Origin of the sequence: Thermosipho globiformans (assembly GCF_003990895.1) — a bacterium.
GTDB lineage: Bacteria > Thermotogota > Thermotogae > Thermotogales > Fervidobacteriaceae > Thermosipho > Thermosipho japonicus.
Genome location: NZ_BHXD01000003.1, coordinates 45,145 through 66,444, shown reverse-complemented (window position 1 = coordinate 66,444; position 21,300 = coordinate 45,145). Strand labels below are relative to the sequence as shown.

The 21,300-nt window shown below is 30.1% G+C and carries 19 protein-coding genes; 9 read left to right on the top strand and 10 right to left on the bottom strand.

The genetic code is table 11. From position 1 onward, the window contains the following. Nucleotides 1-14 precede the first annotated feature (14 nt). Genes EO083_RS03425 through EO083_RS03415 form a run of 3 tightly spaced genes read right to left on the bottom strand, consistent with a single transcriptional unit; the run spans nucleotide 15 to nucleotide 3,122 of the window. Nucleotides 15-1,451: a diguanylate cyclase gene (locus EO083_RS03425; protein ID WP_126992798.1), complete on the bottom strand. Its 1,437-nt coding sequence runs from the start codon at nucleotides 1,449-1,451 to the stop codon at nucleotides 15-17. Between the two features lie 5 nt (nucleotides 1,452-1,456). Then, a complete protein-coding gene (locus EO083_RS03420) occupies nucleotides 1,457-2,485 on the bottom strand; it encodes a uroporphyrinogen decarboxylase family protein (RefSeq protein ID WP_126992797.1) in 1,029 nt (342 codons plus the stop codon). Beyond that, nucleotides 2,466-3,122: a cobalamin B12-binding domain-containing protein gene (locus EO083_RS03415; protein ID WP_164723690.1), complete on the bottom strand. Its 657-nt coding sequence runs from the start codon at nucleotides 3,120-3,122 to the stop codon at nucleotides 2,466-2,468. The genes EO083_RS03420 and EO083_RS03415 overlap by 20 nt, the downstream gene beginning before the upstream one ends. 131 nt (nucleotides 3,123-3,253) lie before the next feature. Between EO083_RS03415 and EO083_RS03410 the strand changes: the two genes are divergently transcribed. After that, nucleotides 3,254-5,146: a metallophosphoesterase gene (locus EO083_RS03410; RefSeq protein WP_126992795.1), complete on the top strand. Its 1,893-nt coding sequence runs from the start codon at nucleotides 3,254-3,256 to the stop codon at nucleotides 5,144-5,146. A gap of 41 nt (nucleotides 5,147-5,187) precedes the next feature. Here the strand turns inward: EO083_RS03410 and EO083_RS03405 are convergent, their stop codons facing one another. Further along, nucleotides 5,188-7,116, bottom strand: coding sequence for an IGHMBP2 family helicase (locus EO083_RS03405; protein ID WP_126992794.1), 1,929 nt, complete (start codon nucleotides 7,114-7,116; stop codon nucleotides 5,188-5,190). 101 nt (nucleotides 7,117-7,217) lie between these two features. Between EO083_RS03405 and EO083_RS03400 the strand changes: the two genes are divergently transcribed. The 3 genes from EO083_RS03400 to EO083_RS03390 all read left to right on the top strand — a co-directional run bounded on the left by EO083_RS03400 (nucleotide 7,218) and on the right by EO083_RS03390 (nucleotide 9,598). Then, the gene (locus EO083_RS03400; protein WP_126992793.1) at nucleotides 7,218-7,478 is read left to right on the top strand and encodes an SHOCT domain-containing protein; all 261 of its coding nucleotides are present in this window, start codon (nucleotides 7,218-7,220) and stop codon (nucleotides 7,476-7,478) included. 23 nt (nucleotides 7,479-7,501) lie between these two features. Then, a complete protein-coding gene (locus tag EO083_RS03395) occupies nucleotides 7,502-8,071 on the top strand; it encodes a hypothetical protein (protein ID WP_126992792.1) in 570 nt (189 codons plus the stop codon). 243 nt (nucleotides 8,072-8,314) lie between these two features. Next, nucleotides 8,315-9,598: a Glu/Leu/Phe/Val family dehydrogenase gene (locus tag EO083_RS03390; protein WP_126992791.1), complete on the top strand. Its 1,284-nt coding sequence runs from the start codon at nucleotides 8,315-8,317 to the stop codon at nucleotides 9,596-9,598. 67 nt (nucleotides 9,599-9,665) lie between these two features. On the opposite strand, the gene acpP is transcribed toward EO083_RS03390, so the two are convergent. The 6 genes from acpP to EO083_RS03360 form a co-directional block, all read right to left on the bottom strand. Next, on the bottom strand, nucleotides 9,666-9,896 hold the full coding sequence (gene acpP, locus EO083_RS03385; RefSeq protein ID WP_126992790.1) for an acyl carrier protein: 231 nt from the start codon (nucleotides 9,894-9,896) through the stop codon (nucleotides 9,666-9,668). Nucleotides 9,897-10,019: 123 nt separating this feature from the next. Continuing rightward, nucleotides 10,020-11,564 (bottom strand): tetratricopeptide repeat protein, encoded by a 1,545-nt coding sequence (locus EO083_RS03380; protein WP_241229956.1) that lies wholly within the window; start codon nucleotides 11,562-11,564, stop codon nucleotides 10,020-10,022. 38 nt (nucleotides 11,565-11,602) lie between these two features. Continuing rightward, on the bottom strand, nucleotides 11,603-11,938 hold the full coding sequence (locus EO083_RS03375) for an HIT family protein (RefSeq protein ID WP_126992788.1): 336 nt from the start codon (nucleotides 11,936-11,938) through the stop codon (nucleotides 11,603-11,605). Between the two features lie 11 nt (nucleotides 11,939-11,949). Then, nucleotides 11,950-13,155, bottom strand: a complete 1,206-nt coding sequence (locus EO083_RS03370; RefSeq protein WP_126992787.1) for an adenylosuccinate synthase — start codon at nucleotides 13,153-13,155, stop codon at nucleotides 11,950-11,952. 15 nt (nucleotides 13,156-13,170) lie between these two features. Further along, nucleotides 13,171-14,433 (bottom strand): hypothetical protein, encoded by a 1,263-nt coding sequence (locus EO083_RS03365; RefSeq protein ID WP_126992786.1) that lies wholly within the window; start codon nucleotides 14,431-14,433, stop codon nucleotides 13,171-13,173. A 1-nt stretch (nucleotide 14,434) separates the two neighbouring features. Next, a complete protein-coding gene (locus EO083_RS03360) occupies nucleotides 14,435-15,106 on the bottom strand; it encodes a metal-dependent hydrolase (RefSeq protein WP_126992785.1) in 672 nt (223 codons plus the stop codon). Nucleotides 15,107-15,218: 112 nt separating this feature from the next. Between EO083_RS03360 and EO083_RS03355 the strand changes: the two genes are divergently transcribed. The 5 genes from EO083_RS03355 to trpS are packed head-to-tail and all read left to right on the top strand — an operon-like array spanning nucleotide 15,219 to nucleotide 21,296. Continuing rightward, a complete protein-coding gene (locus tag EO083_RS03355; protein WP_126992784.1) occupies nucleotides 15,219-16,586 on the top strand; it encodes a GlmL-related ornithine degradation protein in 1,368 nt (455 codons plus the stop codon). Between the two features lie 4 nt (nucleotides 16,587-16,590). Further along, nucleotides 16,591-17,178, top strand: a complete 588-nt coding sequence (locus EO083_RS03350; RefSeq protein ID WP_126992783.1) for an NUDIX domain-containing protein — start codon at nucleotides 16,591-16,593, stop codon at nucleotides 17,176-17,178. Further along, nucleotides 17,133-17,960 (top strand): 4-(cytidine 5'-diphospho)-2-C-methyl-D-erythritol kinase, encoded by an 828-nt coding sequence (ispE, locus tag EO083_RS03345; RefSeq protein ID WP_126992782.1) that lies wholly within the window; start codon nucleotides 17,133-17,135, stop codon nucleotides 17,958-17,960. The genes EO083_RS03350 and ispE overlap by 46 nt, the downstream gene beginning before the upstream one ends. Beyond that, entirely contained in the window at nucleotides 17,941-20,301 is a 2,361-nt protein-coding gene (locus EO083_RS03340) for an AAA family ATPase (RefSeq protein WP_126992781.1), read from the top strand. Before ispE ends, EO083_RS03340 begins: the two co-directional genes overlap by 20 nt. Next, a complete protein-coding gene (gene trpS / locus EO083_RS03335; RefSeq protein WP_126992780.1) occupies nucleotides 20,301-21,296 on the top strand; it encodes a tryptophan--tRNA ligase in 996 nt (331 codons plus the stop codon). Before EO083_RS03340 ends, trpS begins: the two co-directional genes overlap by 1 nt. Nucleotides 21,297-21,300: the final 4 nt, after the last annotated feature.

The following is a 21,300-nucleotide window of genomic DNA, read 5'->3' as shown; positions in this document are numbered from 1 at the left end:
CGATCGGGAGCTGTTTATTTGTAAACACAAATTCTATCTTTTCCTGATTGTTTTGCCTTATATAAAGCTTCATCAACTTTTTTAAAGGTTGCTTCAGGATCATCTTTGCCATTATAGCTTACAACTCCAAAGCTAGCTTTTAGTTTTTCATTTTTAATTTTTATTTCATTAATAATTTTTTTAAGCTCTTTAGATAGTTTTTCAGCATTTTCTAAATTAGTGTTTGGCAATATGATTAGAAATTCGTCACCACCCCATCTAAAAAAGAAGTCAGTTTTTCTAAGCCTTTTTTGGACTTTTTCTGCTACCTTAATTAAAACTTCATCACCAAAGTGGTGACCATATTTATCGTTAATTCCTTTAAAGTTGTCAAGATCAAACATTATTAGTGAAAAAGTTTTTCCTTCCCTTTTACACCTATTTATTTCCTCTGAAAGTTTTAATTCAAAATAGTTTTTGTTGTATATACCTGTTAGTGCATCAGTAATTGCCATATTTAGAATTTTTTCAATCTTTCTTACATTTGAAATGGCAAGTCCGAAGACATCTTTGATAGTTACCAAAAAGTTTACGTATGAATCAAAATACTGATAGAACAAAAATTTTCCAACTTTTAAAAATCCATATATTTCATCGTTGTATTTGATTTTTACGATTATTTCAATGTTATTGTTTATTTTATATTCATCTCCTTTTAGAATATCATTCCCTTCAAATGGGAAATATTCTATTATTTCTGGAGAAAGTAATATTTTAATCTGATCGACTATTACACTTATTAGTTCATCTTCTTTCTCAATTTTTGAACTTGATATTCCCGATAAAATATCGAAAGCTGCCATGTAATTACTTTTTTCCATAGTAAGTTCTTTTATTTTCTTTGCAGCTTTTATTTCTGCCAAAATTTTATTTATTAAAAGTTCAAAATAATCAAGTCCTATGTCTTCTATAGTGTAAGGCAATTCAAGAAAATTTGAAAAATCTTTTAATATAGCTTCGATATTCTTTTCAACTTTTGTATTTAATAAGACTATTTTATTTGTGGTTTCTTTAAAAAAGCTTTGTGCAATTTCTTTATCAAAACCATATGAGGATAAATTTTCTTTCCACCTAACAAGCCACCCTGGAGTTACAAGATATGCTCCTTCACTAAGATATTTATCTATATTTGTTTTTCCAAACATGTAAAAGCAGTTTTCAAATTTGTATAGCTTTATTTGATTTAAATATTTTTCTGGTATCTTTTTTAAGATATCACAAAACTTACAGCAAAAAATAACTAAATTCTTGCTTTCCAAAAGTTTCTTTTTTATTTTATAATTTCTATTTTCCTTTTTTAAAGTACAAAAAGAAGGGAAAGTGATAATTTCAATTTTTTCATCTAACTTTTTAGATACTGTTTCAAACTCTTTCCTAAAATTTTCACAGATAAGGAAAGTAATTTTTTCCAATTATTTCACCCTCTTATTGGATATGCCCCATATTTTTGTACTGAGTCAGAAATTGAAAGTAATACCTCTTCACTTACATACCATGGAATTTCACCATGGGTATCACCTATTATAAATCCTCCTCCTTTTGCACCTTTTAGTATTAATTTTTTAACCTTTTCTTCAGCTTCTTTAACTGTCCAATGTCTCATTGATATGCAATCAAGATTTCCAACGAATGCAATTTTTCCTTTAAAAGTTTCTTTTAGTTTTTCTATATCATCGTCTATTCCAAAACTTACTACACTTACTTTTGGATCAATAATATCTTCTACAGAATCTGATACTCTAGCAGATGCCATATGTATGGCAATAGGGCCTGCAATCCTTTTAAACATTTCTTTTGCAACTAAAAAACCAGTTTCTTTAAGAACTTTTTTGGGCATTATTTCTGTTGATAGAAGAGGATCGAAATATACAATTATATCAGCACCAGCTTTTAATTGTATGTTTGCAAAAATTGTTGAAAATTCCATATTTTTTTTCATTAATTTCCAGAAATAATCTCTTTGAAAATATATTAATTCTATATATTTATCAAATCCCATTTGCATTATTGGAAGTGAAAATGGAGAAATTATAACCCCTATAACAGGGATATCGGTGTTTTTTAATGCATTTTCAGTCTCAAAAACCTTCTTCAAGACGGAAGAATTTCTTACATCTGGGATTTTTAAGTTATCAATATCTGAAAGTTTTTTAATAATAGGTTCTCCTGCATTTGGAGGACCATTGTCAATAAATATACTTTCTCCTCCAAATGCTTCCATTTCAAGAGAAGCATAGAAAAATGCATAATAAAAATCATGATTATATTTTTCTCTTAATTTTTTTTGGGCATATACAACATTTTCTGACTTTGAAAAGTACTCTTTTATTGTTATACCAAGTTCTTTTGCACCATAAAATGTAAAAGCTAAAAAAAGTGGCACTTTATCTGGCTCTTTATATGACAATGCTTTTAATGTTCTTTCTCTAGATGTTATATTTTTCATTTTCTACCATCCTTTTTACGATTTTTACTGCATCAGTTGCTGTTTCACCAAATTCATCTGCTTTTACCTCTTTCCACAAGCTTTTGTCGATTTTAAAAGGTGCACCTCCAACAACTATTTTTATTTCTGGATTTTTTTCTTTTAATTTTTCGGTTAGATCTTTTACTTTCAAAGCAGCGGGTAACATTAATGTAGATACCAGCAAGATATCAACTTTATCTTTAGCTGAAAGATTGACAACTTCATCAACCTTTCTTCCAATACCATAATCTTTAACTACAAAACCTGCTGAATTCAAAAATGATAGAACTATTTTTCTACCAAGTCCGTGATAATCTTCCAGAGTAACGATTGCAATATTTAAATTATTTTGCTTCTTTTTATTATTTGAGTTATTGTTTTTTTTGAAATATTTATTTACCATTTCTTCTGTAATAATGCCTATCAAATAATACTGTGCAAGAGAAATTTCACCTGTTTCCCACATTATACCGACCTTGTCCATAACTTCAGTAAGGATTTTTTCAGTGAAGACAAGAGCATCTTTTTTATTAAAAATATCTTTAAACAATTTTTCAGTCATTACTTTATTTCCTTCAAGCATATATTCTAAGAGTTTTTCAGAAATATTGTTCATCATATTCCTCCAAAATATTATTTTCAAAAATTATTTTATCATATATATAATTTAAAAAACAATTGTCTTCGAATTTATTATATTGTATAATTAAAAGACATTGAAAAATATTTTTGAAAAGGAGGATTTATATGAAAAGAAAACTTTTTGTTCTAATTTTAATGGTTATATCTGTACTTTCTTTTACCAATGTAACATTTAAAGGGATTACACCATTTTTAAGTAATAGTGATTACGTTCTTTCAAATGATAAAATTGTAGCAAGTTTTACTAAAGAAGGTATATTGGAAAATCTTGCACAAAAGGATGTAATGTATGATGCGATTGATAATTTATATTACGCACTAGATAAAAAAAGAGTGTATTTTAACAACTCACAAATACTTGATGATAAGTTAATTGCATTTGGTACTAATGGGGATAAAAGTGTTAAAGCTGAATATTCACTTGCTTCAAATGGTCTACATGTGAAAATTACAACTGATTCTACTTCACAAGAATTAAGAGTATTTTTCAAAGACAGTGATGTTAATCCTGTAATTTTAAAAGGCAAAAATTATCATTTTGTTCAAGGTAGCCATGTTGCATATGCAATTTCATTCCCAAATTCAATGTCTATGTACAGAATTGGGGCACTTATGATACTAAATAGAACTCCAAAAATAGACAACGGAAAATTTTCTTTTGAGTTTGATATACTTGTTGATAAAGATGTATTTAGCTTAAAAAAAGATCTTGATCTGGTAAAAGATACTTTTAATATGAAAGTTGTTGATGAAAAGGGACGCCCAATAAATGATTTAAAAGTAGTTGTTTTGAATAATTATACTCCTTTGGATATTTCAACTACATCAAAAGATGGTGAACTTGTCTTTTCATTACCACAAGGAAATTATAAATATCAAATTTTAAATCTTGATTTAGAAATTAAGGATGTTGAAGATGGAAAGATTATAATAAGCCTTCCTGAAAATCTTGGTTTTAAATGGAAACCGTATCTTACGTCTCTTTCGACTAATAGTGTTTATGTTGCTTTTAGAACAAACAAACCTTCTACCGCATTAGTTTTATTTGATCATAGCAAAGTAATTGATAACTTGTACGATACTTTCCATATGATTAAACTTGATAACCTTAAACCTATGACTACTTATGCAGCAACTGTAATTGTGGGAAATTCATTAATTGATAATGTATATTTTAAAACAGCTGGTCAGGAGAGATATAAATTTCTAGTATATGGTGATACAAGGACAAATAATGATTGGCATAAAGTAGTTTGTGATGAAATGGCAAAAGAGAATGCATTGTTTGTTCTTCACACAGGTGATCTTGTTGAAAGTGGAATTGTTCCAATTGATTGGGATAGGTTCTTTGATGCTGTACATGATCTTTATTCAACAACTCCACTTTTCCCAACTCTTGGGAATCATGAACACAATTCTATATTGTACTATCAAGCATTTATGACAGCCGAAGGTGGAGGCGATTTTCATAAGCAGTGGTATTCTTTTGATATTGGACCTGTTCATTACATTTTTCTTGATAGTGACGTAGAACAAAATACCGTCGAAGATTCAATCCAGACTGAGTGGTTAGAAAATGATCTAAAAAATACAAATAAACCTTACATCGTTGTTTTGTTTCATCATCCATTTTTCTCAAATGTGAAAAACAGAGGGCAACAATTTAGACCAACCTGGCATGATTTATTTGTAAAATATAAAGTTTCCGTGGTATTTAATGGACACATACATCATTATGAGAGATTTTACAAAGATGGTGTTATGTATGTTACAACTGGTGGTGGAGGAGCTCCACTTGGTTTTGGTCTATACTCAAGTGATGTTTCTTTCCTTCCATTTTCAAAGGCAGCATATGCAGGTTATTTACACTATATAATTGGGAATATAGAAGATGATCATATACAATTTATAGTAAAAGCGGTTGGAAAGCAAGAAAATAACAAGCTGAAAAAAGTAAATCAAATTTTAGATGAATTTATAGTTACCCCAAGAAAATAAATTCAACCAAAATATTGCCCCAAATGTCTGGGGCAATATTTTTAGTTAGTAAAATCAAGTAAAATTCCTTTATTTTTTACAAACTCAATAAATTTTTTGTAAGTTTGATGGTTTACAAGAGTTGATGAATCACCAATACAAATTAATTTTCTTTTTGAACGTGTAAGTGATACATTTAAACGTCTCAAATCTGTTAAGAATCCTAATTCTTTTCTCTGATTTGATCTAACAAATGAAATGATTATAACTTCCTTTTCTCTTCCTTGAAATCCATCAACTGTATTAACTTCTACTCCAAGATTGAAAGATTTAATTAAATCGACTTGGTCATCGTAAGGTGTTATAACACCAATATATTCTCTATTTAATCCAAGTTTTAGAAATCTTTTAACAATATCTTTTACAATATTTGCTTCAAGCTCGTTGAAATATGAAGTTGAATCCTTTTTTTGGCTTTCTGTCTTATCTTTTCTATTTTTTGTATCAATGAAAATAATTGCATTTTCAGGTTTTGTGATTTTATCATTTCCCTCAAATCCAAGATCTTTTAAAGTTATATTTCCAACGCCTGATTTGAGTTTTCCATTGTAAAATTCTTTATTTGGAAGTTCCATTATCTTTTCATTCATTCTATATTGAATATTGAGAAGTTCTTTCATGTGTGGATATTTATCAACGAGTATTTCAAATAACGTTATAGAAAGTTCTTTTGCTTTTTCAGAGATAATAGTTGGTGGAAGCTGTTTATGATCTCCGGCTAACACGAATTTTTTACCTTTTGAAAGTGGAATTAAAATACTAGGTATAGTAGTTTGTGCTGCTTCATCTATAACAACAACATCAAATTCAAATTCCTTTAAAATTTCTGAATATGAGGATGAGTTTGTTGAAAATACAACACTTGAGTTTTCAATTATATCTTTTGAAATCTCTTCTTCAAGTTTTTCCATTTCTTCTTTGATTTTCTCTATTTTATTGTTTAAAGTTAACCATTCAGCCATGGCATTTATCATTTTTAATGGTATTCCTCGTGTTGTTTTACCTTCTTTTGAAAGCTTCAGAATTTGTTCATCCGAAAGTCCGCGTCTCCACTTTTGTATAGGCTTTTGAAATTTCTCTCTTTCTTCTATTAAATTTGAAAACTTTTCTTTTAATTTATTGAGTTCTTTATATCTTTCATGTTTTTCTATTTTGAACAAAAGAGTAGAGGATAAAAGTTTTTTTGATACTCTTGAAGGATGACCAATTCTAACATGAGAAACTTTTTCGGAGAGTCTTTCAACAAGATTATCAACAGCCATATTGCTATCTGCCGAGACAAGAACTTTTTTCCCTCTATTTACTTCCTGTAAGATATATTCAACAAGTGTTCTTGTTTTTCCGGTTCCAAAAGGACCGTGAATAAGGAAAAAATTTTTGCTTGAAAGTGCTTTAGAAATAGAAAGTTTTTGAGAATAATTAAGATTTTCATCAAAAGGTTTAAAATCCATTTTTTTAATATCATCAAATTTGATATCTTTTAGAATGTAAGAAAGAACTTTTTTACCATTTTCAGATAAGTTTTTTAAATTATCAATTTGCCTTTTATATGTTACGTCACTTGCGTAGAGATCAATTCTAACTTCTTTAAAACTTTTTGGAAGGAGTTTGTCTAACGAAACTACTATAAATCTTGAACCTTTTTCAACTACAACACCTTTAAAATCATCTCTAACTTTTCCTTTATTTTTATTTATTAATACTTCATCACCAACATTAATTTCTGTTTCAATTATTTTACTTCTTCCAAATTTAATAAGATATAATCCAAGTTCTTCTCCGATTACTTTTGGTTTTAAATTTAATATTGCTCTTCCTTTTTTTTCTCGCTCAAAGCCAGATAAATTTTTTATTTCCCACTCCATTTTTCTTATTTCTTCATTTCTTTCTAATTGGACAAGTTTAATTAATTTTTCAATGTATTTTTTCAATTTTGATCACCTCACATTTTTTATTATATCATTAGAGTTTCTAAGGATTTTTTAAGGTTAAATATATATAATAAAGATGTAAAGTGCAAGGAGGTGAGAAAATGCATTGGTTCTTTCCAGTATGGCACCACAGCTTTTATGGATGGATTATTCCAATAATTGGTCTTGCTTTATTTATCCTAGTAGTGTTCTTGTTTTATAGAATATTAAAAAGCTTAATAAAAGATTTTAATGAAAAAACGTCTTCGTCGTACAATTTTTCAAATGATGAGAGTTTGAAAATTTTAAACGAGAGATTTGCTAGAGGAGAGATTAGTGAAGATGAATATAAAAGAATCAAAAATCTAATCCTAAAAAACTAATTTTTAAATAGGAGGTGGAAGTTATGAGAAAATTGGTATTTTTACTTGTTTCAATTGTATTTATAAGTGTATTATTTGCTTTCCCTTATAATTATCAAACAGCCAAGTCAGCAGATTATAAAAATGTATGGGAGAAGTTAAAAAATGCAGAAGTAAGTGAACCTGCAACATACACAGGTACAATAAAAGAAGTTTACATAGTAGCAAATCCAGGTTTTTCAAAGTCAAAAATTATACTTGAAACAGATGAAGGAAGCGATGTTGAGATATTTGTTGGACCTATGTGGAGATTTTTTGAATTTAAACCAGGAGAAAAAGTAGAACTTGAAGTAGTAAAAATTAATTTTAGCAAAGATTCATCATTTTATTTAGCATACAAACTTACAAGTGACGGGATTACAGTAGAAATTCCCTACAGACAAATGATAAAAACAAGAATTGAAAATTTAAAAAGGCTCAAATTTCAAACTAATGTGGCTCCAAGATTTCAAAGAAGGCCAGAACGACCATTTAGATCGATGATGCCACACTATGGTATTCCTTATGGGAATGGGTATCCTCCAATGAATAGACCACAAAATGGATGGAAATAAAAAGTAGGGCGCACATTAGCGCCCTACTTATTTTTTTGTAATATTTCGTAAAGTATTTTATCACAATTTTTGAAAAAATAAACATATCCTTTTAAAAGCTTTGATTAGTATATTAAAGAATTATGTTATATTCTTCAATAATTCAGTTTTATGTTAGGATTTTCACAAAATATAAAGTTTGATAAATATACTAATATAAGTGATAATTTAAATGTATTACAACGACATAGGGAGGTATTGAAAATGAGATTAAGTGAACTTGGTAGATTAGAAGCTCCTGGACCACTTTATAGAATGGCACAGCATCAATTTTTAAGAGCCGCAAAGCTCATGGATTTAGATCCAAACATTGGTAACTTTTTACTTTGGCCACAAAAATCACTAGTTGTTCATTTTCCAGTAGTAATGGATGATGGAAGAGTTGAAATATTTGAAGGATATAGAGTTCAACATAATACAGCAAGAGGTCCTGCAAAAGGTGGTATAAGGTATCACCCAGAAACAAATTTAGATGAAGTTTCCTCACTTGCATTCTGGATGACATGGAAATGTGCTGTTGTTAACCTTCCATACGGTGGAGGTAAAGGTGGGGTTAGAGTTGACCCTAAAAAATTGTCAGAAAAAGAATTAGAAAAACTTAGCAGAAGATTTTTCTCTGAAATTCAAATGATGGTAGGACCAACAAAGGATATTCCTGCACCAGACGTAAATACAAATGCAAAAATTATGGCGTGGTTTATGGATACATACAGCATGAATTCTGGAAATACTACACTTGGTGTAGTTACCGGAAAACCATTAGACCTTGGTGGATCAGAAGGAAGACCAGAAGCAACCGGTCGTGGTGTTTCAATTGTTGCATCTGAAGCATGTAAGGCAAAAGGAATGGATATTTCAAAAGTAACAGTAGCAATTCAAGGTTTTGGAAACGTAGGTTCTTACGCAGCAAAAATTTTACATGAAGAATATGGTGCAAAAATTGTCGCAGTAAGTGATGTAAGTGGTGGTTTATACAGTGAGGAAGGTTTCGATGTAAATGATCTTATTAGATACAGAGATGAAAATGGTGGAGTTATCAAAGGATATCCAAAAGGTAAACCAATATCAAACGAGGAATTACTCACATTAGATGTTGATATCTTAGTTCCAGCAGCACTTGAAAATGCAATTACTGGAGAGATCGCAAAAGATGTTAGAGCAAAGATTATAGTTGAAGGTGCAAACGGTCCAACAACAGAAGAAGCAGAAAAAATATTAATCGAAAAAGATGTTCTTATTGTTCCTGATATTCTAGCAAACGCTGGTGGAGTTACAGTATCATACTTTGAATGGGTACAAGACTTACAAAGCTTCTTCTGGGATATAGATGATATTAGAAAGAAATTGCACAAGATAATGACAAAATCTTTCAGTGAAGTATACGCAACAAAAGGAAAATACAACACAGATATGAGAACAGCTGCATACATTGTTGCAATTTCAAGGGTAGCAGAAGCAGTCAAAAAAAGAGGATATTTCCCAATGTAATAAGATCTATAAAAAATCAAGCCCCCTTCAAATTTGTGAAGGGGGCTTTTAATTTGTCTAGTAAAAATTAAACTCTTGTGCTAATTAAATCAATAACGTCTTTTACTGTGTTAATTTTTGAAAGATCGGAATCTTCCACTTTTACTCCAAATTCGTCTTCAAAAGCCATGACTAAATCCACCATATCTAATGAATCAGCACCTAAATCCTCAGTCAAACTCTTTTCATCTGTAACTTCTTCAATATCCACACCAAGCTGATCAGCAATAATTTCCCTTATTTTTTGAATTTTTTCCATTTTAATCACCTCCTGTCATAGGAAATGATACCACAGAGAAAAGTTAGTGTCAAGTAAAAAAGTTAATGTAAATTAATTTTTAAAACAAAAATAAATCCCGCAAAAATGCGGGATTTATTATACTTATATGTTTAATATAAATTTCATTAATTTGCCAAGGAAAGTACTTTCATCTAATTCGTACTGGGTTGGTTCATAACTTAATAGTTCCAAAATTTTTAAGATAAATTCTTCTAAATCATTTGGCTCGGTATAATTTTCCCAAAAATCTTCTAAAGAAGTTCTTTCAATTTCAAGCATGTGCTGGGCTTTTTTCATTAAAGGAAAATCATAGTCTGAAAGTACTTCTAAAGATTTATCTATTAAATCTTCAAAGTTTAGTTTTTCAAAGAGCCTTCCAAAATATATAATTTGAAAAACTTTGTAGAAGCTGACTATCTTATCAATTTTAAATAAAAGCATGGAAGATTTTACAAGGTTTTTTTCTATTAATATTGGATCTGCACCGGCAATATAGGCACTTGAAATTATATATGAAAGTTTTTGATTAAAATCTCTAACTTCTATTTTTGAAAATTCATCTAGGATAATTTCTCCTTTTTCATTCGTTAGATCAAATACTTTTTCTAGCTCGTCAAATTGAAAGTTTATATTGGAAAGTTTTTCTTCTAGTTTGTCTTTTAATTTAAAGAGTACTTTTTTCAGGAACTCAACATATTCAGGATCATATTTTGTTAATTTATCAAGGATTTTATTATCGTATCCTTTAGTATAGAGCAAAATTTTTAAATAATTTTCTTCATACTCTTCTCCTGCAAGTTTAAGGTTTTCCTCTGCATCTTCATACAAACCTAAATTTTTTTGTAGTAATCCAAGTTCATTATATACTTCTGGAGTTGGGTAATTATTTGCCAATTCCTTTAGGATCTGCAAAGCTTGAAAATGTTTTCCGAGTCTAATTAACGTATATGAAAGGTTGTATGCAATTTCAGGTTTGTACTCCACAGATAATCCATCTCTAAAAACTTTTTCAGCCTTATCAAATTTTTGAAGTTCATTATATAGGACTCCTAACCTCAAATATACCTGAGGTAGTTTTTCAATTTTTAAAGCAGATTTATATGCAATTTCTGCATCTTTAAATTGACCATTTTCAAAGTATGTATCTCCAATTTTTAAAAGAGGTAATGAAAATTCTTTGTTTAATTCAAATGCCTTCATGTACATTTCTATTGCTTCATCATAATCCTTTTTTAAATAAAGAACGTTCCCTAGTTCATAGTATCCAATATAGAAATTAGGATTTAATGATACTGCTTGTTTTAATTCAATTTCTGCGTTATCATAATCACCTAGTTTTGCAAATAATAGCCCATAGTAAAAGTGATATCTGTAATCATATAATACATTTTTTGCTTTTTCGAGTATTTTTCTTGCTTCTTCATATTTTTGTTCGTTAAGTAATTTTTTAAACTTTTCATAGTAAAAATAAACAAGGTAAGTTGCCCAATAATCTGTTTTTTCAACAGAATATTGGGCTTCAAGTCCTCTTACTATGACATCCAAAGGTATTCTATCCATTTCTGTAATAAGTGGCATATCCTCAACTAAAACAGGTAATTTGATTGGCAAATTCTGCTTTTTAGCAATTTCAGGTTTTATGGGCAAATATACTATAGCTTTAATCCTATCACTCCTCCTATTTTTTATCCAATTTTTCCCAGTTTTCTTCCGGCAATTATATGAAAATGTATATGTGGAATTTCTTGTCCTGCTTGTTTTCCATTGTTTTGAACAATTCTATATTCTTTAAAATTTAGTTCTTCTGATAATTTTTTAATTATATTAAATACTTTCCAAAATCTTCTTTGATCGTCTTCTGATAATTCGTGTATTACAGGAACGTGTTTTTTATAAATTACTAAAAGATGTATTGGGGCAACAGGGTTAATGTCTTTGATAACTATAAAATCTTCATCTTCGTATAACTTTTCGGATGGTATTTCATTGTTTATTATTTTACAAAACACACAATTTTCCATGTTTTCCCTCCCTACAATTTTATTATTTCTTCAACTTTTGGACCTATAGAAATATGTGTTATTTTTCTTTTTACGTGAGATTCAATAAAGCGTAAGTATTCATCAAATTCTTTTGAAGAGTGATTTACCCAACCATCGAGAGTTTCATATATTGGCTCTGCTTTTTCCAGGTCTTCTATTGAGTTAATTCTATCTATAATATTACCATCAATTTTGTATGCCACACAAACTTTAATTTTTTTCATGCCATTTAGTATATCTCCTTTAGTCATTACAAGTTCCGTAGCTCCAGATACGGTAACTGCATACTTTAAAAGAGGAAGATCAAGCCAACCACATCTTCTAGGGCGTCCAGTGGTTGCTCCAAATTCGTGACCTCTTTTTCTTATTTCTTCCCCTTCTTCTCCAAATGCTTCTGTTGGAAATGGTCCATTTCCAACTCTTGTCAAATATGCTTTAAAGACTCCTATATAATTTTCAGTTTTTACAGGAAAGCCAACACCATTTTGGATTCCAGTTGTATTACAATTTGCTCCAGTTACGTACGGATAGGTTCCAACATCTATATCCAGTAGTACACCTTGTGTGCTTTCAAATAATATTTTGTTTTTGTTTATTAGGTTAATAATTTCTCCGTGAGGAACTATATGGCTTTTTAGTTTCTCGTATGAGTTTAAAACATTTTCAACACTTTCGATTTCAATATTATATAAATTTTTGTAGATCTTTGAAATGTTCTTTAGTTTTTCAGAGAATTTATCTTTATTTTTAAAATCACTAAGTCTTATTCCTATTCTGTGTACTTTATCAGCGTAAGCTGGACCTATTCCGCGTTTTGTGGTCCCAACAGCATTTTTTCCTTTAATTTGTTCTAATTTTTCATCTAACTTCTTGTGATGTGGCAAGACGACATGTGCAAGTTCTGAAATGTAAAGTTTAGGATACGTACCTGTTTTAGTTTTAAATTCTTCAATTTCTTCGACTAATTGCTCTAAATCTAAAACAACACCATTAGAAATAATGGCTCCAACATTTTTTTTTACGTAAAATGAAGGTAGCAGGTGATGGATCAATTTAAAATCAGTGTATTCAACTGTGTGTCCAGCGTTACTACCACCACTGTATCTTACCACATAATCATAATACTTTGAAAAATAAGTTGTTACTTTACCTTTTCCTTCGTCCCCCCACTGTAATCCAAAAATAACACTTTTCAAGAAAATTCACCTCTCTTAATAATCTTCAATAGTTGATTTTTTATCACTAACAATATTTTCTATTTCTACCAATCTTTTCAACAATTTTGATTTTAATGCTTCGACTTTCTCTATTTTTGATTTATAAAGTTTTCCAACACAAAATGTATTTAATTTTAAACTTCCAAACTTAACATCTTTTCCATGAAAGTATACTCCTCTTTCAAATGTAACTTTTTCTACTTGAGAAAATCTTATTACAATATTTGAAAAATCACTAACTGCTAAAGACTTGGATCTGAGATTATAAATATTAATATTTGTTAGACCTTCCACTCTTGAATCAGTAGAGTCAATATTATTTAATATAACTTCTCTAGTATTTGAAATATTTAAATTCGTTATTGTTGAGTTTTCTAAAACTAAAAAAGCAATGTGTTTAGCGTTTATGTTAGAAATAACAGAATTTTTTATTACAACAACGTTAGTTTTTGAAACATTTACATTTTCAAGATGTGCATTTTCTATATAGACAAGTTGTCCTCCATCTGAGGAAATTTCGCCATCAAAATTTTTTGTTTTTGAGACAAATTTTCCATTTTCTGAAACGTCAAAACTAATATATCCAGAAAACGAAACATTTTCTGGAATATAAACTGTTCCTTTTATTGTTATTCCACTTTTTCCTATACTCTTTAATTCAACACCCGGTTCAAAAAAGAGTACTGCTTTCTCAGGAATTACAACGCGTCCAACAATTTTGTATGGAGATTTTGAGCTAAGTAAAATATTCTTATTATTTATTCCTGAGATAGGAGTTTTAGAGTCAAGTGGTGTTATATTGCTTATGCTTGGTGGAACAACGGAAAATCCCCCCATATTTTTTGCTTCATCCATATTACAAAATAAGAAGGGGGCTTTTTCATCTCTTTTAAAACTTCCGGTAATTTTTTCACCAAAGAAATTTATTCTATTTTCGTAATTAATTTTTAAAACTTCATTTTCTAAAATAACAAGATTTGGATCCCTTGTGGTAAATATGGTGGAAGTTGGTGGAATAGTGTCTATAATAACTTTAAACAAAAATTCCTGGTAACTTCCTACCAATCTTAAAGAATGAACTCCTTCTTCAAAATCAAGCCCGTTTATTTTTTTATCTTTTATAGCAACTCCATTAAAATATCCATCTAGATTTTCAAATTCAATTTCAACATCACTGCTTCCTATGTACCGTGGAATACTGAAAGAAAAAATTATTAAAGAAAAAAGTACTAGGAAAATTACAATAATTTTTTTCACTTTATACCTCCACACTTTCGCTAGGGTTTAGAATAATGCACTTAACCCCTAATTGTTCAGCACCCTTTTTAAATTTTTCTTCATCAGCGTTTATAATGTCCCATGTATTATAGTGCATAGGAATTACTACCTTAGGTTTAATCATTTCAACAGCTTTTAAAGCATCCTCAACATCCATTACAAAATTTCCACCAATTGGTAATATTGCAACATCAATACCATGTAAAAGTTCCATATCTTTTGTAAGACCTGTATCTCCTGCATGATATACAGATTTTTCAGAATAAATAACAAATCCCCCAGGATTACCTCCATATATTATATTGTCTCCTTCAATTATGCCTGATCCATGTAAAGCAGGTGTCATTTTTAATTTGCCAAATTCAAAATTGAAAGAACCACCAATATGCATTGGATGAACTTTATTAACACCTTTCTTTTGAAGATAATTGCATATTTCAAAGTTTGAAACAACAGTCGCATTATATTTTTTAGAAAGTTCTACAGTATCTCCAATGTGATCTCCATGGCCATGGGTTACTAGTATGTAATCAATTTTATCAAAAGAAAAATCTTTTGGAAATGCAGGGTTCCCAGTTATAAATGGATCAATTAATATCTTTTTGTTTGTTTCAATAAGAAAAACAGCATGCCCTAAAAATGTAATTTTCATATTTTTCACCTCCCTATCCATTTTTTACAACTAAATTATACTCTATAACTTATATAACTTGCAATATATTTTTTCAACTTTCGTGTTAAAATTTAAAAAGGGGGTGAATAAATTGAAGGTTGATTTAGTTTTTGCAGAAATTGGTTCAACTACAACTGTGGTAACAGCCTTTCATAATTTGGATGGAAAAGTAAAAATTTTGGCTCAGGGAGAGCATTGGACAACTGTAAATGAAGGGGACGTAACAATTGGAATAGAGAGAGCAATTGAAAATTTAAAAGAAAAACTAGGAGTCTCTAATTTTTCATGGGATAAATTTGCTGCTTCAAGTAGTGCAGCCGGTGGACTAAAAATGACAGTTCATGGTCTAGTATATGATATGACTGTTCGAGCCGCAAAAGAAGCTGCACTTGGTGCGGGTGCTGTAATAAAATATATTACGGCAGGAAAGATGGATGAATTTCATCTTCACAAGATAAAGCAGATTTCACCAAAATTAATACTTCTTGCAGGTGGAGTTGACTATGGAGAAAAAGAGACAGTAATTCATAATGCAAAATTACTGTCAAAGCTTGATTTGGATGTTCCTATTATTTATGCAGGTAATATCGCCGCAGCTGAACAGGTTGAATTTATTTTAAAAAACTCTGGAAAAACTGTTTTTGTAACTGAAAATGTTTATCCAAAAATAGACCAATTAAATGTTGAAGCTACTAGAAACATAATAAAAGAAGTTTTTGCAAAACATATTACTAAAGCACCTGGCATGGAAAAGATTTATGATGTTGTAGATTATGAAATTCATACAACCCCGGGTGCTGTAATGAAGGCGACACAACTTTTATCCGAAATTTATGGAGATGTGTTAACAGTTGATATTGGTGGAGCTACAACAGATGTAGATTCAGTAACAGAGGGAAGTAATGAAATTCAAGAGATTACAATTTCTCCAGAACCTGTTGCAAAGCGTACTGTTGAAGGTGATCTTGGATTGTTTGTTAATGCTCACAACGTTATTGATTTAATTGGTAAAGAAAATTTAAAGCACGAATTTGAAAATTTAGATGAGTTAATTGAAAGAATTTCACCTTATCCAAAAACAGACCAGGATGAATATTTTATATCAAAACTTGCCTTATATTGCTTTCAGCAAGGAATAAGAAGACATGTTGGTAAAAAAAAGCACATATACACTGCATTGGGAAGAAAATTAATAGCGGAAGGGAAAGATTTAACTGCTGTTAGATATCTTTTTGGAACGGGAGGTTTTTTAAGTCGTTCCAAGTATGCAAAAGATGTTTTGAAAACTGTGAATAATCTGTCCAAATTACATCCGATGGAACTTTTACCACAAAGTGAAGTTAAAATATTTAGAGATAAATATTACATTTTTGCTGCAATAGGTGTAATTGCTAGTGAAATTGATAAAGAAATAGCAAAAAAGATATTATTGGAAGACTTAGAAGAATTAGGAGGTTAAAAAAATGTACGAGAATGAAAAAGTTTTGGTTGTACCGACAGAAGATGTGGAAAGACTTTGTAATAAAAGGCATGGATTAATTTTTGTTAATGAGTATGATATAATTTCGTTAATAGAAAATAAAGGTTTTTTTGTTGATAGAAATTCTGCAGAAAATGATGAAAGTATAAGACAAGTTATACCGTATATTGTATTAAGAGAAGAAAATAAATTTTTGCTTTTTAAAAGAACAAGTAAACAGGGTGAAAAAAGATTACACAATCAAATAACGATAGGTGTTGGGGGACATATTAATACAGATGATTCATTAGAACCATTGGAAGCATTTAAAAATGGGCTTATACGAGAAATAAACGAAGAAGTTGACGTTGATATAAAATCATTAAACTATGTCGGAGTTATTAATGTTGTGGATACCCCTGTAAGTAGAGTTCATGTAGGTATATGTTACGTTGCAGATGTAAAATACAAGGGATTGAAAGAAAAAGACAAATTTATAGAATTGTTCACTAAAAATCCGAAGGAATATTTTGAGGAGATGGAAGGATGGAGCAAAACGGTAGTACAGTCGTTAGAGCTTATGCAAAAATAAATCTTTCTTTGGATGTGGTAAAAAAAAGAGATGATGGATATCATGAAATTACTTCATTATTTCAAAATATATCGCTTTATGATAGATTGTCGATTGTAAAGATAGATAGAGGACTTGAAATTAAATCAAATGTTGAAATTGAGAATAATATACTTTATAAAGTATGGGACTTGTTTTGTGAAAGATACAAAGAACCAGAATTTGGTTTTAGGATAGTTCTTGAAAAAAACATTCCAATGGAAGCGGGACTAGGTGGAGGAAGTGCTGATGCTGCAGCTTTATTATTTTTTCTTGGAAAAACTTTTAAAATTCCAACTTCTGAACTTTTGAATTTAGCAATAAAAATTGGTAGCGATGTTCCTTTTTTTCTGATAGGAGGTACTGCAATAGTAAAGGGAAAAGGAGAAAAAATTGAACCACTTCCAGCTCTTAAAGGCTATTATGTAGATCTTTTGACGAGTGAAAATGGTATATCAACAAAAGAAGCATATAGTCTTTTAAATCCTTCGTTGTTTAACAGAGCACCATGCTCTCCGTATGTTTTATACGAAGCATATAAAAACAGAAATGCAGGAGAAATTAAAAGATGTACTTATAATATTTTTGAAAAGGTTGTTGCAAATAACTATAAAGAAATTATGGTGAATATAAAAAGGTTAAGAAGGACTCATATAACAGCAGCTTTAACTGGTAGTGGAAGTGCTGTTTTTGGTATTTCATTTAGAGATGGTAAGTATAAGTTTGTTTCAAGGGGGGTTGAATATGAAGAAACTAAGTTATAATGATTTAAAAATAGATAATAAATTGTTTCCAAAAATTACTACTTCAAAAAATGTAAGTCCTTGTGATACGTTCATTGGTCGTGACAATGCTTTTGATTCTATGAATTTTGGGCTTTCAATGGACAAACCAGGCTACAATATATTTATTGTAGGTCCCAGCGGAACGGGAAGAAAGTCATTTGCACTTTCTGTTACAAAGAAATTTGCAAAATCAAAGAAAAATTATTATGATCTTGTTTATACAATTGATCTTGATGATCCGTATTCTGCAAAAGCAATTATGCTTCCTTCTGGGCAGGGGCGAAAATTAAAAGAAAAGCTTGAAAATTCAGCTGAGGAAATTTTTACAAATATTCAAAAGACATTTGAAAGTGAAGAATATGAAGAAAAAAGAAAAGAACTTGAAGAGGAATATAACGAAAAACGTGAAAGTATTATTAAAGAACTCTCTAAGAAAGCTTTAAGATTAGGTTTTTTAATAAAACTTGCTCCAACAGGAATAATTTATATGCCTCAGGTTGACGGAAAGGCATTGACTCCTGAAGAGTTCGAAAAGCTTTCAGAGGAAGTAAAACAGACATTTGAAGAGAATTCCAAAAAAGTAGAACATCTTATTTCAGGAGTACTACATCAGCTAAGAAAACTTGATTTAGAATACAAAGAAAAATTTAATGATTTAGATAAATATGCTACATTATTTTCAATAGAATCTTTGTTTGAAGAATTAAAAGCAGAGTTTAAATACAGCGAGAAACTTGTAACTCATTTTGAAAAACTTAAAAACCATATTGTAAAACATATAGGTCAAATAAAAAAATCTGATGATTGGAAAAATTATATTAAACATATCCTAACTATCAATTTAATAGTTGATAATTCTCAAGAAAATAGTGCACCCGTAGTTTATGAAAATAACCCTACATACCCTAATCTTTTTGGAAAAGTAGAGTACATTTCAAAATCTGGTGTTTTATACACAGATTTTTCAATGATAAGAGGAGGATCAATACATAGAGCAAATGGTGGTTATCTTATACTCAATGCGGAGGATTTGCTAAAATTTCCTTATGTTTGGGATAAATTAAAGAAAACTTTAATATCTAAGAAAATTCAGATTGAAAATCTGGATAGTGCTTATGGAGTTAGTCCAACAATAACTTTAAAACCAGAACCTGTTGACTTAAATTTAAAGGTAATTTTAATAGGAACACCGGAATTGTACTATATTTTATATGAGTATGATGAAGACTTTAAAAAACTTTTTAAAGTAAAAGTTGAATTTGATTGGGAAATGGATGCTACGAAGGATAACATTAAGCAATATTATTCCTTTTTGTCAAATGTTGTAGAAGCAAATGAATTGAATCCTCTTGATTCTTCTGCTTTAAAGAAGATAATCTGGTATTCTATGAGACTATCAGAAAGTAAAGAAAAAATATCGATGAAGATGGGAAGTATAGCCGATTTAGTTTTAGAATCTGATTATTATTCAAAATTAAGAAATTCTGAGACTATTTCAAAGCAAGATGTTGAAAAAGCTATAGTAGCTCGTGAAAATAGAACAAAACTTATAATGGATAAATATGATGAAGCATTGAAAAAGTATGAGATAATGATAGAAACTCATGGAAAGGTTGTAGGACAGATTAATGGTTTAACTGTAAGTCAATTTGGTGATTTTTCTTTTGGAATGCCGGTAAAGATAACTGCAAAAACTTATGTTGGAAATACAGGGATTATTGATATACAAAGGGAATCTGATTTAAGTGGAAACATTCACGGGAAAGCCGTGTTAACGTTAATGGGATATTTAGGAAGTAAGTATGCAAGAGAATTTCCAATTTCAATGGGGGTATCGATTAGCTTTGAACAGGTCTATGGTATGGTGGAAGGGGACAGTGCATCTCTTGCAGAGACAATCGCAATAATTTCTGCTATCTCAAATATTCCGATTAAACAGTCAATTGCTGTTACGGGATCTATAAACCAACATGGAATAGTTCAACCTATTGGTGGAGCAATTGAAAAAGTGGAAGGATTTTATAGATTATGCAAGCACAGGGGATTAGATGGATCTCATGGTGTTATTATTCCAGAATCAAATGTAAAAAATCTAGTGTTAAAAGATGAAATTTTAAATGATATTAAAAAGGGACTATTTAACATATGGGCTGTTAAAACTGTAGATGAAGCGATTGAAATTTTGATGGAGAAACCAGCTGGTAAATTAAATTCAAAAGGTAAATATCCTCGCGGCACTGTAAATTATATCGTTGAGGAAAGATTAAAAAGTATATATGAAAAGCTGGAAGGAAAAACCAAAAGTAGGAGGTCAAAATAATGAGAGTGCTTAGTGGAATGAGACCAACAGGAAAATTACATATCGGACATCTTTTTGGTGCACTTTCATCTTGGGTAGAACTTCAAGAACAAGGCCATGACTGTTTTTATTTTGTAGCTGATTGGCATGCACTAACTACTCATTACAATGACACCAAAGAAATTGTAAATAATTCAATAGAACTTGTCAAATCTTACCTTGCAGTTGGAATTGATCCAAATAAATCTACAATTTTTATTCAATCTGAGATTAAAGAGCATGCAGAATTAACACTATTATTTTCAATGTTTGTTTCAGTTTCAAGGCTTGAGAGAGTTCCAACTTACAAAGAAATAAAACAGCAACTTTCCGATAAAGATCTTTCAAATGCTGGTTTTTTAATTTATCCGGTTCTTCAGGCTGCTGATATTTTAATTTACAGGGCAACTGGTGTTCCAGTTGGTGAAGATCAAGTCTATCATATAGAACTTACAAGGGAAATTGCAAGAAGGTTTAATTATTTATACAAAGAAGTATTTCCAGAGCCTGAACCAATATTATCAAAAGTTCCAAAACTATTGGGAACAGATGGTAGAAAAATGAGTAAAAGTTATGGAAATATAATTCCGTTAGTGGCTAATGAAGAAACACTGAAAAAAATGGTTATGCCTATGATTACTGATCCTGCAAGGCAAAGGAGAACAGATCCTGGAAATCCTGAAAAATGTCCTGTATGGGACTATCACAAGGCTTTTGGAATTTCAAAGCAAGATGCTGAGTGGGTAAAAGATGGGTGTACAAATGCAAAAATTGGTTGTGTAGATTGTAAAAAGTTGTTGTTAAAAAATATGAAGGAAAGGCTAGAGCCTATTTGGGAAAGGTATAACAGTCTGACTGATGACTATGTGAAAGACGTAATAGTTGAAGGAAATAAAAAAGCAAGACAAGTTGCAAAAGAAACAATGGAGATGGTAAGGGATGCAATGCAGCTAGATTACAATTTTTTGAGGAAGTGAAAAA